Raw genomic sequence first — 12,827 nt, forward strand, 5'->3', positions numbered from 1 at the left:
TGCTTATTGGGAGCATTTTGCGCATTGTGCTCACGGCTGCCCGGACCTGCTGCGCACAAGCCGTTGTTGCCTTGATATTCCCTGACATTCCCTGATATTGCCTGACCCACGCCATTGGCAGCCCTGCCTGCCCTGCCTCGAGGAGGAGCGCCATGACCGGACCGTCCCGGCGGCTGCCGCTGCGGTTCTCCACGCAGACCCTGCTGCTGCAGCTGGGCGTGGTGCTCCTTGTTGTGCTCCTCAGTGGAGCCGTCCATGCCTGGCTGACCTTCGAACGCCTGGGCCGCGAGGCGGAGAACCAGGCGCTCACGCTGGCCCGGACCGTGGCCTCGGACCCCTCCGTGCGCGCCGACGTGGCGGCCATCAGCCGGCTGCCCGGCACTCCCCCGCGGGACCAACTGCTGGCCGGCCCGCTGATGGCGGCGGCGGAAGGAGCGCGCAGCCGGACCGGTGCCCTGTTCGTGGTGATCACGGACGAAACGGGGCTCCGGCTGGCCCACCCCGAGGCCGAGCGGCTTGGCGAACGCGTCAGCACGGACCCCTCGGAGGCGCTGGCGGGACGTGAAGTCACGACGCGCAACACCGGAACCCTCGGCCCGTCGGCCGGTGCCAAGGTGCCGGTTTTCGCACCGGGCGTAGGATCCGGAGCCGGCACGGCGGGCTCGCGCACTGTGGTGGGCGAAGTCAGCGTGGGCTATTCCACCGAAACCATCGGCCAGAGCCTCGCGCGCGACATCGTGCCGATCGCCGTGACGGCGGCGGGGTCGCTACTGGCCGGGGTGCTGGCCTCGTTCCTGCTCCGGCGCCGGCTGCAGCGGCTCACGCTCGGCCTGGAACCGGAGGAGATCAGCACCCTGGTGCATGACCAGGTGGCCGTGCTGGAAGGCGTGGACGAAGGCGTGGTGGGTGTCTCCGCCGACGGCCGCATCAGCGTCTTCAACGCCGCAGCCCAGCGGCTCCTGGGGCAGCCGGACCTGTCCGGCACACTGTGGTCCGGGGCACCGGTGCCGCCCCAGCTCCAGGCCCTGACGGAGGCCGACGCCAGGGAGGGCGAAGCCGTGGAGCTGATCGCCGGCGGCCGGGTCCTGGTGGCGAGCGCCCGCAAGGCCCTGCACCGCCAGGAGGACCTCGGCTGGGTGGTCATGCTGCGCGACCGCACGGAGCTGCAGCACCTCACACGCCAGCTCGACGCCGTCGGAACCATGTCCACGGCGCTCCGGGCACAGCGGCACGAGTTCGCCAACCAGCTGCACACGATTGCGGGTTTCATGAGCATCGGCCAGCACCAGCAGGCGCGGGAATACCTGGAGCGGCTCGCAGCCACCGGGCCGCTGAAGTTCCCGGTGGACCAGGCCGAGCTCCTGCAGGACCCCTACCTGCAGGCCTTTGTCGGCGCGAAGGGCGTTGAGGCGGACGAACGCGGCGTGGCGCTCCGGATCGGGCCGGAAACCCTGGTGCGCGGCCAGGTAACGGAACCGCAGGACGTGACCACTGTCCTGGGCAACCTGATCGACAACGCGGTGAACGCGGCCGTGGCCGGCTCGGCCGGCGAGCGCTGGGTGGAACTTGAGCTCCTCGACGAACCGTCGGACGACGGCGGGACGCTGCACATCGTCGTCGCCGATTCAGGCGACGGGCTGCCCGGCGGGACGGATCCCGAAGCCGTGTTCGCCGAAGGATTCACGACGGCGTCCGGCGCCGTCCGCCCGGCAGGGGGCCAGGGCCTGGGGCTGGCTCTCGCGCGGCAGCTGGCACGGCGCCGCGGCGGCGACGTCAGGGTGCTGGAGCCCGGCAGCGAGGGCGGGCCAGGCGCCGTGTTCATGGCGACGCTTCCGGGGACGACGAGTTCCAGCAAGGACTCGCAGGGCCGCAGGGGCGACGAGCAGGCTTCCAAGCGGAACGACGGATGAGATAGGACGATGATGTCTGAAGATTTCAGGGTGCTGATCGTGGATGACGACTTCCACGTCGCCAAGCTCCATGCCGCCTATGTGGATTCGGTGGCGGGTTTTCTGGCGCTGCCGCCGGCCGGCTCGGCCTCGCTGGCGCTGCAGTCCATCCACAGCCTGCGGCCGGACCTGGTACTGCTGGATGTGTACCTGCCGGACGCCTCGGGCCTGGATCTGCTGCACCAGCTCGACGTGGACACGATGATCCTGAGCGCGGCGTCCGATGCCGCATCGCTGCGGACGGCGTTCCGCCGCGGCGCCCTCGGGTACCTGCTGAAGCCGTTCACCGCAGAGTCCCTGTCCCAACAGCTTCGGTCCTATGCCCGGTACCGGCGGATCCTCAGCCAGCCCGGGGCGTTGGATCAGGACACCGTGGAGCGGGCCAAGCGTGCCCTGATCCCGGGTGATGTCTCGCCCTCGGCCAGGCCGCGCTCCGCCACCGAGGCGGCAGTGCTGGAGTCGCTCGTGCCGGGCGAGCAGTATTCCGCAGCCGATGTCGCCGGGCGCGTGGGTGTTTCCCGGGCCACCGCCCAGCGGTACCTTTCCTCGCTGGCCGATGACGGCGCCGTCGAAATCCAGCTCCGGTACGGCACCACGGGCCGCCCGGAACACCGCTACGGCCTCCCGACGTCCTAACCCAGGCCGCGGGGCGGGGGCGGGGGGCGGTGTGCTAGCTGGCGCTCTTCTGCGCGACGAGTTCGATTTCCACGAGCATCTCGGGGTCGAGGAACGGCAGCACGTGAACCAGGGACAGCGTGGGGCGGATCTCGCCGAAGACCTCGCCGTGGGCGCGGCCGGCGTCTTCCCACTTGCTGATGTCGGTCAGGTAGAGCTTGGACTGCACGACGTCGGCGAGGCCGAAGCCGGCATCGGCCAGGACCGTCTCCAGCTTCTGCAGGATGTACCTGGTCTGCTCGTAGAAGTCGCTGCCGACGATGCCGTTCTCACCGCTCGAGGATGTGGCCGAGATGTACAGCGTGTTGTCCACCTGCAGTGCGCGGGAATAGCCGAGCGTCTGTTCCCAGACGGAGCCGGTGCCGAATGTCTTGCGCATGGTGCGCCTTTCACTGGGGCCGCATGCATTGCCTGGTGGTTTCGCACCTGCGGCATGGGCCGGGGAATGAGTCGGCACCACTCTAGGTCGGTCAGACGTCCAGCCGGAAAACCAGCAGCTTTATGTCGGTGTCCGGCACGAACCAGTCCCGCTCGGGAACGCGATGGAAGCCTGTCTTCCGGTAGAGTCCGTGGGCGCTCTCCCAGGTCCCGCCGGTGGTCAGTGCCACGGCGCGGATGCCGTCCAGCGACCTGGCGTGCGCGATGATCGCCTCGACCATCGCCAGGCCCGCACCGCTGCGCTGCACGGCCGGGTCCACCACCAGCATCCGGAATTCGAGTTCGTCGTCGAGGGCGATGTCCGCATACGGCTCGCCGGCGACGGCCAGCGTCACGGAGCCCACCACCTGCCCGTCGCGCTCGGCGACCCAGATGGTTGCCTGCGCCGCCCGCCTCGCCACGTCCTGGATCTGCTTCATGTATGGGTGGTCTGCGCTGTCAAAGTATCCAGCCGCCATGTAGGAGTCGCGGGTTATGCGCGCTATCGCCCCGTAGTCGGCGGGGACGGCTGGACGGACGATGATCTGCGGCTGCACCTGTCAATGCTAGGCCCGCCGGCCGGGTGACCCGCGCGAAACAGGCGTTTCCGTGATGGAAGTATCACCGGGCCGGGTCGGGCTGGGGCCGGTGTTCCGCTCAGAGCGGGAACTTGCCGGAAAGCTCCAGGGTCCCCGCGCAGGTCCAGGCTGCAAGCCGCTCCTCGTCGGAGGGCCCGCCGTCGAGCGGACTCGTCAGCCGGGGCCTGCGCACCCAGCATCCCGCTTCTTCGGCGATCAGGGCTCCTGCCGAAAAATCGTGCTCGTTGAGGCCACGTTCACCAAAGGCGTCATGGGTGCCGTCGGCCACAAGGCACAGGTCCAGGGCTGCAGAGCCAAGCCTCCGGATGTCGGCGAAACCCTCCATGAGGCCGCCGAGAACACTGGCTTGGTCCTCCCGCGTGGCGGGGTCGTAACTGAAGCCCGTGGCGAGGATCTGCCCCGGGCGCCCGGTCACCGGTCCGGTGAGCTGGGTCCGGCTGCCGTTTTGTTCGAGCCAGGCGCCGTGGCCGCGGGAGGCGTAGTACACGCGGCCCAGGGCGGGGGCGTTAACCACTCCGGCCAGCCACACGCCGTCGGCGTCGGCCACTGCCACGGACGTGGCGTAGTAGACGATGTTGCGGATGAAATTGGTGGTGCCGTCCAGCGGATCAATGGACCACCGGAGGCCGCTCGGATGCTCGGGGCGTGTGGTGCCCTGTTCCTCGCCGGTAATGGTGTCCTGCGGGCGGGCCGTCCGGATGGCGTCCCGGACGGCTTTCTCCGCCGCCAGGTCGAAGGCGGTGACCCAGTCGCCTGCGGCCCCCTTGTTGCTGACATTGCCCGATTCCAGGGGCCGGTCGCTGCGGGTGGACAGGACTGCGGCACCGGCGGCGGCCGCGGCCTTGGCCACTTCAAGCAGCCCGTTCAGGTCCGGGCTCATTCCGCACCTTCCCCGTCCCGCTCACCGGAGGCTTCGTCATTGTCAGCGTCGAATGCAGCCGCGCCATTGGCCAGCAGTTCCCGGAATCCGTCCTCGTCGAGGACGGGCACACCCAGCTGTTCCGCCTTGTCCAGCTTTGTACCGGCATTATCACCGGCGACGAGGTAGCTGGTGTTCTTGGACACCGAACCGGCCGCCTTGCCGCCGCGGACCAGGATGGCTTCCTTCGCTTCGTCGCGGCTGAAGTGCTCCAGCGTGCCCGTGACCACGAGAGTCAGCCCTTCGAGGGTGCGCGGTGTGGATTCATCCCGTTCATCCTCCATGCGCACTCCGGCAGCAGCCCAGCGGTCGATGATTTCGACGTGCCAGTCCTCGGCAAACCATTCCTTGAGCGCGGCGGCAATCGTTGGGCCCACGCCGTCAACGCCGGCGAGCTCTTCCTCTGAGGCCTGGCGGATGGCGTCCATGGTGCCGAAGTGGTTGGCGAGGGCCCGCGATGCCCGCGGACCGACGTGCCGGATGGACAGGGCCACGAGCACGCGCCACAGGGGCTGGGTTTTGGCCTTGTCGAGTTCCCTGAAGAGTTTCTCGGTGGTTGCCGTGGGCTTGGACGGTGTCTTAGCCGTGCCCTTGCTGAAGAAGTAGGGCACGAGCTCGTACTCCCCCGTGCCGACCCCCTTGGACCGCTTCTCGCGCCGGATCTTCACCGGTGCGAGAGCCTCCGGAGTGAGGTCGAAGAGGGCGGCTTCGGTGGTGAGCGGCGGCACTTCCGGTTCCGCCGGCTGGGTGAGGGCAATGGCGGCCTCCCAGCCCAGTGCTTCGATGTCGAACCCTCCCCGGCCGGCGAGGTGGAAGACCCGCTCGCGGAGCTGGGACGGGCAGGACCGCGCATTGGGGCAGCGGATGTCCACGTCCCCTTCCTTCCCGGGAGCAAGCGGCGTCCCGCAGGACGGGCATTCCGTGGGCATGACGAAGTCGCGCACCGGAGGGTCCTGCTGGTCCCGCAGGGCCAGCACCGGACCCACGATCTCGGGAATGACGTCACCGGCCTTGCGCAGAACCACGATGTCGCCGATCTTCACGCCTTTGGCCTTGACCACGTCCTGGTTGTGCAGCGTGGCCATTCCCACGGTGGATCCGGCCACCTTGACCGGTTCCATGATCCCGAACGGGGTCACGCGGCCCGTGCGTCCGACGTTAACCGCGATGTCCAGCAGCTTGGTGTGCACTTCCTCGGGCGGGTACTTGTAGGCGACGGCCCAGCGCGGAACACGGGTGGTGAAGCCCAGTGCGCGCTGGGTGGCGAAGTCGTCCACCTTCACCACAATGCCGTCGATCTCATGCAGCAGGCTGTGACGCTTGTCCCCGTACTTGGCGATGAACTCCAATACTTCCGCCAGGCTGCCGAGCACCTCGAAGTACGGACTGACGGGCAGCCCCCACTCCGCCAGCTGCTTGTATGTCTCGGACTGGCTGGTGCCCGGGAGGCCGTTGCGGGCGCCGATCCCGTGGACGAACATCTTCAGCGGCCGCTTGGCGGTCTCGGCCGGGTCCTTCTGGCGCAGTGAGCCCGCCGCCGCGTTCCGCGGGTTGGCGAGCGGGGCCTTTCCGGCCTCGATGAGCGCCTCGTTGAACTCGGCGAAGGCTTTGGAGGGTATGAACACCTCACCCCGGATCTCCATCTCGGCGGGGAACCCGCTGCCGCTGAGCTGCTGCGGGATTTCCTTGATGGTGAGCACGTTGTGCGTGATGTCCTCGCCTGTGGTCCCGTCGCCGCGGGTGGCTGCCCGGACCAGCTTGCCGTCCCGGTACAGCAGGTTGACCGCCAGGCCGTCGATCTTCAGCTCGGTCAGCCACGCCGCAGTGGGACTTCCAAGTCTGGCGATGCCCGCCTCCGCCTTGGTGATCCAGGCTTCCAGCTCCTCGAGGGAAAACACGTCCTCCAGGCTGTACATCCGCTGCAGGTGTTCGACGGCGGCAAAGGCCGCCGACACTTCCCCGCCCACTTCCTGCGTGGGCGAGTCATTGGACACCAGCTCGGGATGGAGCGCTTCAAGCTCCTCCAGCCGCCGGAACAGGGTATCGAACTCCGCATCGGAGACGAGCGGCTCGTCCTCCTGGTAGTAGGCGAACCGGTACTTCCTGACGAGATCCGCCAGGTTCTGGTATTCGTCGCGGACCGACTCGGACGGAATCGCTTCCAGCTCGAGCTGGTCCGTTCCGGATGCTGCCATGTCGGTAGGACCTGTTGCTGTGCCTGATGCGGTGCCTGATGCGGTGCCTGATGCGGTGGGGCCTGATGCTGTGCTCACAGACCTATCTTGCCTTACACGCCGGACATTATGCGCCGACGCCGCTACCAGTGGGAGGCGAGGCGCTTCCGGATCCAGAAGGCGAAGACAAGTCCCCCGATGCCAACCAGCAGGACTCCTCCCATGAGGGCAAAGAGGCCGAAAATCCCGACTCCCGGCCCGTTGTCTTCGACGCTGACCACCGCCTCGGGGCTCGCCTCCGTCGGGGATGCAATGGGTTTGGTCCACGAGGAATCCGCCGCCGCGCTGGACGTCGGGGCTACTGTGGAGGATGTGGGCGAGGCGGTGGCGGCCTGCACCGGGACGGCAGCAACCGCAGGTGCGGGGCCGCCGTTGGCAGCCGGCGCCAACGGGCGTGGCTGGGCCGTGGTTGCCGAGGGTTTCGGAGCATCAGACGGAACCCGCGCTGCGGGCTTCGGCATTGCGGGCGCCGGCGCCGGTGCGGGTGCCGGGGCACCTGTTGGTGCCGGCGCCGGGGCCGGGGCCGGTGCGGGAGCGGGGGGTGCGGGAGCCGGCGCAGGAGCGGGAGCCGGTGCGGACGGGGACGTTGGAGGCGCAGGAGCAGACGTGCTCGGAGCAGGCGGAGCGGGCGACGCCGTACACTGTCCCGGCAGGCAATCTGTGGCATGCACCGGAGCGGCGGCTGCAACGGACGCGGTGAACGCCAGCATTGAGGCCGCCAGTCCGGGCAGCACAGTGGTGCGAAGGCTGTTGGATCGGATCATGTGGTTACCTTTTGCTGGGCGAGACGGGGCTCCCCCGCACCGGATTTTGTCCCGGGTATCTTCCTACATGCTCCCGCGGATCACCAAATCCCCTACTGCCGGTTTTCCGGAGGCAGTGCAATCTGGAGCTTACGCACTTTGCCCCTGCCGACGATGTAGCCCCTGCCCGGAATGAAGTCGGAACCGACCCTTCCGAGCGACGTGTTGAGCAGGCTGTCGCCGTCCATATCCCCCGGGTTGATCAGGAGTCCGCGTCTTCCGGACTTGAACGGCTGGGCCAGTGACCATGCCGAGGACCAGGTGGAGGTCTCGGATTCACCCACCACCCACTGGTCGGCCTTGATAGAGGACGTGACAAGCCGCTCGACGCCAGATTCGGCGAGGGTGCCCGTGAACTCCGTGAGCCCCTCGATGAAGATGGCCAGCTTCCCCGGATTGGCCGAGGAATGGTCCGCCAGCGCCTCGACCGCCTCCTCGACGTCGTCGGCCCCCACCAGCGAACGGTTCCAGACAGGCAATGACGCCACGGCAGATCTCCGCGAGGCGATGTACACCAGTTCGGCATCCGGGTTCGAACGGCGCAGCGCGTAGGCGAGGGTCACCAGCGCCACGGTCCGCCCGGAGCCAGGAGGCCCGGCGAGCAGCAGCGGGCCCTTGGCCATGAGGACTGCGGGCTGGAGCGTCTCGTCGTCGATGCCGACGACGGGCTGGTCCGGCCGGCCGGCCGGCAGGATATCCAGGTCCACCTGCTCCGGAAGCCGCTCGATCCGCGGAGCCCGCTCGACGCCCTGGCGAAGCATCGCCTCACTGAGCTTGTGGACCTCCCGGGCCTGCAGTGCCAGGTTGGAGTTGCCGCCCAGGACGGCCAGCTGCACCTCGTGGCCGCCGAGGAGGCCGCGCCCGGGAGGCGAAGCCTTGCCCAGGACATCCTTCGGGACGTCCAGGGTCATGTAATCATCCTCGGAGGACAGCCGCAGCACCAGCCGCCGCTGGATGGAGGCAAGCAACGACGGCGGGACGGAGTTTGGCCGGTCACCGGCAACAACCAGATGGATGCCCAGGGGACGGCCGTCGGTTGCCAGCTGCAGGAAGATGTCCCACAGCCCGGACAGCCGCGTGTATTCATAGGCTTCCCGGAAGGCGGACATGCCGTCCACGAGCACGAAGATGCGCTTCTCGTCCGGCCTGCCTGCCAGCTTCCGGTACTCCACGATCGTGGACGCCCGGACTTCGGCGAAGCGGGAGGCCCGGTCCTCGGCGAGGTCGCGGAGCCAGCGCAGCAGCCGGCCCACACGCTCGGCGTCGTCACCGTCGATGATCTCGCCCACGTGCGGGAGCTCCTCGAGCATCGTCAGGCCGGCGGAACTGCTGTCGATGCCGTACACGTGCACCGGGCCGCCGCGCGGTGTCACGGCCGCCGCGATGGCGATGCCCCGCAGGGCCGCCGACTTGCCCGAACCGCCCGTGCCGTAGATGGCCATGTTGCCGTCCTGGTCCGGCTCGTAGAAGACCGTGGGCTGGTCCTGGTGGGCAGGATCGTCGGCGACGCCGAGCAGCAGCCGCTCGTCGGTGCGGGGGTTGGGCAGCAACGAGAAGTCGTAGGTCATGGCCAGCTCATTGAGCCACGGCTTCCGCGGCGGTTCGATGGCCAGCATGTCCGCGGCCCGGATGACGTTGGCCGTCATCCGGGCGATGTCGTTGGGCCCTGCGGGTTCTTCCCTGACGGCAGTCTCCGGAGCCGGGGTTTCCCAGACGGGGCCGGAACCAAAGGCCATCTCCACTATGTCGATCTGCGGGCGCTGGGGCCGCTCCGTGGTCCAGCCGCCGGCGTAGCCGGTCTGGAACCCCTGGATGCGGCCAGGACCGGTCTTCGCCGCGCCGCGCCCCGGAATGGAGGGATCGAAGTAGGCGGCGTCCGGCACGCCCAGGATGTCGGTGGCATCGTCCTCATCGGCCATGCGCAGCGCCACCCGGAGGTTGGTGTTGGCGCGCAGGCTCTCCTTGATGACACCGGCCGGGCGCTGGGTGGCGAGGATCAGGTGCAGCCCGAGCGACCGGCCACGCGCGGCGACGTCGACCACTCCGTCCACGAATTCCGGCACTTCCGTGGCCAGGGCGGCGAACTCATCCACCACGATCACCAGGTAGGGCGGCGCCTCGGGATCGGCGTCGCGCTGCAGGGCCAGCAGGTCCTTGGCCTTCTTCCGGTTCAGCAGGCGTTCACGATAGTGAAGCTCTGCTCGGAGGGAGGTCAGCGCCCGGCGCACCAGGTGCGGGGAAAGGTCGGTGACCAGGCCCACCGTGTGCGGCAGGTGCAGGCAGTCCGCGAAGGCGGCGCCGCCCTTGTAGTCCACGAACAGGAAACTGACGCGGTCCGGGCTGTAGGCCGTGGCCATGCCCAGCACCCAGGACTGCAGGAACTCGGACTTGCCGGCGCCTGTGGTGCCGCCGACGAGCGCGTGAGGCCCCTCGTTCTTGAGGTCCAGGTACAGCGGCTCGACGCCCTTGGATCCCACCAGGGCACGCAGGGATCCGTTGTCCTTGCGGTTCGCCACGGCGGTGGACCGGACGGAGTTGTTCTCCTGCCAGCGTTCAACCACCGCGTCGGGGTTGTCCAGGAAGTCCTTGCCAATGAGCGCCGCGTAGGACACGGCCCGCGGCAGGTTCGAGTCGTCCTCCAGGGGCTTCCCGGCGTCTACCACGGGCGAAAGCATGCGGGCCAGCTGGCCGGCGAGTTCGGCGTCGAGGCTTTCGCAGCTGACGGGGTACGTATGGCGTCCCAGCCTCACCTGCCCCGTGGTGGTGCCGTGTTCGCCGTCGACCTCCATGAAGTCGCGGCATGCGGCGGGAAGCGCCTCCACACCGGTGGCCACCCACAGAACGTGCACGCCGGCGTCGGGTCCGCGTTCCACCAGCCGGGTGAGCCGTCCACGGTCCACGGGCGCGTCGTCCTCGATGATGACCAGGACCGAGGGCAGCACCGGGGCCGGAACGTCCCCGTCGCCGCCATGGATGCCGGGCCTGGGAGCCGGGCCCGGCGACTGCAGCGCGGCTTCGCGGTACTCCACCAGTTCCTCGAGGCGTGCCAGCAGGCTCGCCCCGCTGGCCGATCCCGTGGCCAGGTGGTCGCCCGGGAGCGGGCTATGGCTCGAGCCGACATGCGGAAGCCACTGCAGCCAGTTCCAGCGTTCCCGCGAACGGGTGGAAGTGATGGCGGCCACGGCAACCTCGGCGGGCGAATGGAGTCCCACCAGTTGCAGCACCATGCCGCGGGCCACATCGTCCACCAGCCCGCGGGGGCCGGCCAGTCCGAAGGCGCCGGCGGAACGCAGCTGGGACACCACGGGCACGCCCTCGATCTCCCGGAACTGGTCCAGGCACTCCTGGATCTCGAGCCGGTACACCGCTTCCGTCTCCGCGGTGTTGGGCTCCTCAATCGGAATCCGCGACGGAGCGGTCCCGAGCCCGAAGCGAAGGCCGAGGAAGCCGGGGTGCTCCGGACGGTGCGTCCAGAGCAGCGGTCCGAGCTTGTAAATAGAGTCCACGGTGTCGCTGACCGACGGAGCCTCCTGCAGCCGGACGGCCCGTTCCACCTGCTGCAGGGCGGTGAGGTCCTGCCGGAACGCCGCCATGGACTCCCGGTACTCCTTGAGCTGTTCCTTTCGTTCCCGCTTGCTCTGCAGTTTCTGGTCCACGTAGTGCCCCACGATGAACAGCGGCATCATCAGCACGAAGAGCATCGACAGCAAACTCTGCGTCACGGTGAAAAGGACGGCACCCATGATCAAGGGCGCAACCAGCATGATGTAAGGGAAGGCGTGATGGTCAGGGCGCTTCGGTCCTGCCGGCGGCATCCGCCGGGCCGGAGCGAACCGGGGCACCACCCGCGGCGAACGGTTGAAGTCCACCAGGGGCGACGTCGGTGCTGCCGCGCCGCTGCGGGCCAGCGGTACCACGGTGATCTCCGTGTCCCCGAGCGTCACGGTGTCCGAGGAGCTGAGCGTCGCCCGGGTGATGGGCAGCCCTCCCATCTGAAGTCCGTTGGCGGAATTCGTGTCCACAATCTCCACGCTCTCGCCGACGCTGATGCGCGCGTGCCGCTTCGACGTGAGCGGGTCCGTGAGCCGGATATCCGCGTCCCGGTCCCGGCCGATGTAGCTGGCGCCCGACGGCAGCGAGAACTCGCGCCCGACGTCGGGCCCCGACAATATGCGGAGTGTCGCGGCGGCAGGGCCGCGGCCGGCCGCCTGGCCTGCTCCCGGGATGCCGAACTGCTCGCTGACCTGCGTCAGGGATACGACCGATCCGGGCCGCAGGCCCGATTCCAGCAGGTGGTCGCCGCGGTTGAGCACGAGGCCCCGCATGCCGCCGGCCACGAACGCCTCGTCGATGCGGAGCGAGAGGTTCGGCGGGGCAGGGTGGTTCCGCCGGCCCGGGTCAGCGGTCCAGAGTTCCGCCGCGATGTCGGCCACGGTGGCGAGGCCGTCCACTGTGACGGCGAGGTCTTTGGCCTCGGCGGGATCACGGCGCAGCGTCAGTCGGATTTTCATCCTTCGTCGTCCCCTCTCATCTTGTCGATCAGGTACAGGTCATCGGGGGTCACCAGGTGCGAGGTAACGGCGTGCTCCACCAGCCGGGCCCGCCGGTTGGTGGCCAGTTTGCCGCCTCCTCCCCTGAGGCCGGCCACGCCCACCCGGTCCAGCTTGTCGCACACGTTGTCCAGCTTCCGGTTGAACCTGGTCAGCGCCCAGCCGAGGGTCTTCGCGGCTGCCGCGGACGACGGTATGGCGCTGAATCCCGTGCCGTCCCTGCGCAGCATGGGCTCGGCGAGGGCGACGATCAGGGCCTTTTGGGAGTCGGTGAACACGACCGGGCCGATGGTGGTGTCCCCGGCGGTGTCCTCCCCGCGGGTTTCCTGCCGGAAGGTGGGCGTTTTCACGTGAACACTGAACTCATACGTGGTGGGACCCGCCGTGAAGATGATGTTGGTGTGGCTGAAAACCAGCGGCAGGCGGGCGCCCGGCGAAAGCCAGGCCTGCATGCCGCCGGAGGCGTCGGCCACGGTGGCCGAGAGCATGCTGCCCACGTTGCTGAGCCACCAGATGCCGTCGTACCTGGCAATCTGGAGGAAGCGGCGGTGGAGGTAGGGGTTGTCGTCCACCTCCAGGTCGCCTTCACGGCCGATGCTGAAGACGTCGTCGTCCGATGGCTCGTACCACTCGCCGCAGAAATCTACCGCAAGATCTCCCATTTTTTCCGTGTCTCCTTGT

Annotated in this window: 10 protein-coding genes; 2 read left to right on the forward strand and 8 right to left on the reverse strand. The window is 68.6% G+C overall.

What is annotated here, in order from left to right; translation table 11 throughout:
• Positions 1-152: 152 nt before the first annotated feature.
• Both AC3A3W_RS07910 and AC3A3W_RS07915 read left to right on the forward strand, forming a co-directional pair.
• Positions 153-1,910 (forward strand): sensor histidine kinase, encoded by a 1,758-nt coding sequence (locus AC3A3W_RS07910; RefSeq protein WP_487441718.1) that lies wholly within the window; start codon positions 153-155, stop codon positions 1,908-1,910.
• Between the two features lie 12 nt (positions 1,911-1,922).
• Entirely contained in the window at positions 1,923-2,585 is a 663-nt protein-coding gene (locus AC3A3W_RS07915) for a response regulator (protein WP_487441720.1), read from the forward strand.
• Positions 2,586-2,619: 34 nt separating this feature from the next.
• On the opposite strand, the gene AC3A3W_RS07920 is transcribed toward AC3A3W_RS07915, so the two are convergent.
• The 8 genes from AC3A3W_RS07920 to AC3A3W_RS07955 form a co-directional block, all read right to left on the reverse strand.
• Entirely contained in the window at positions 2,620-3,003 is a 384-nt protein-coding gene (locus AC3A3W_RS07920; protein ID WP_487441722.1) for a RidA family protein, read from the reverse strand.
• 91 nt (positions 3,004-3,094) lie between these two features.
• A complete protein-coding gene (locus AC3A3W_RS07925) occupies positions 3,095-3,598 on the reverse strand; it encodes a GNAT family N-acetyltransferase (RefSeq protein ID WP_487441723.1) in 504 nt (167 codons plus the stop codon).
• A gap of 100 nt (positions 3,599-3,698) precedes the next feature.
• On the reverse strand, positions 3,699-4,520 hold the full coding sequence (locus AC3A3W_RS07930) for an inositol monophosphatase family protein (protein ID WP_487441725.1): 822 nt from the start codon (positions 4,518-4,520) through the stop codon (positions 3,699-3,701).
• On the reverse strand, positions 4,517-6,754 hold the full coding sequence (ligA, locus tag AC3A3W_RS07935; RefSeq protein ID WP_487441760.1) for an NAD-dependent DNA ligase LigA: 2,238 nt from the start codon (positions 6,752-6,754) through the stop codon (positions 4,517-4,519). The genes AC3A3W_RS07930 and ligA overlap by 4 nt, the downstream gene beginning before the upstream one ends.
• Positions 6,755-6,876: 122 nt before the next feature.
• On the reverse strand, positions 6,877-7,182 hold the full coding sequence (locus AC3A3W_RS07940; RefSeq protein WP_487441727.1) for a hypothetical protein: 306 nt from the start codon (positions 7,180-7,182) through the stop codon (positions 6,877-6,879).
• Positions 7,183-7,222: 40 nt separating this feature from the next.
• Positions 7,223-7,435 (reverse strand): hypothetical protein, encoded by a 213-nt coding sequence (locus AC3A3W_RS07945; RefSeq protein WP_487441728.1) that lies wholly within the window; start codon positions 7,433-7,435, stop codon positions 7,223-7,225.
• A gap of 214 nt (positions 7,436-7,649) precedes the next feature.
• Positions 7,650-12,107 carry a type VII secretion EssC family protein gene (locus tag AC3A3W_RS07950; RefSeq protein ID WP_487441730.1) on the reverse strand — a complete coding sequence of 1,486 codons (4,458 nt, stop codon included), beginning with the start codon at positions 12,105-12,107 and terminating at the stop codon, positions 7,650-7,652.
• Positions 12,104-12,808: an FHA domain-containing protein gene (locus tag AC3A3W_RS07955; protein WP_487441732.1), complete on the reverse strand. Its 705-nt coding sequence runs from the start codon at positions 12,806-12,808 to the stop codon at positions 12,104-12,106. Before AC3A3W_RS07955 ends, AC3A3W_RS07950 begins: the two co-directional genes overlap by 4 nt.
• Between the last annotated feature and the right edge of the window lie 19 nt (positions 12,809-12,827).

The organism is Arthrobacter sp. Soil_N43, assembly GCF_057655195.1.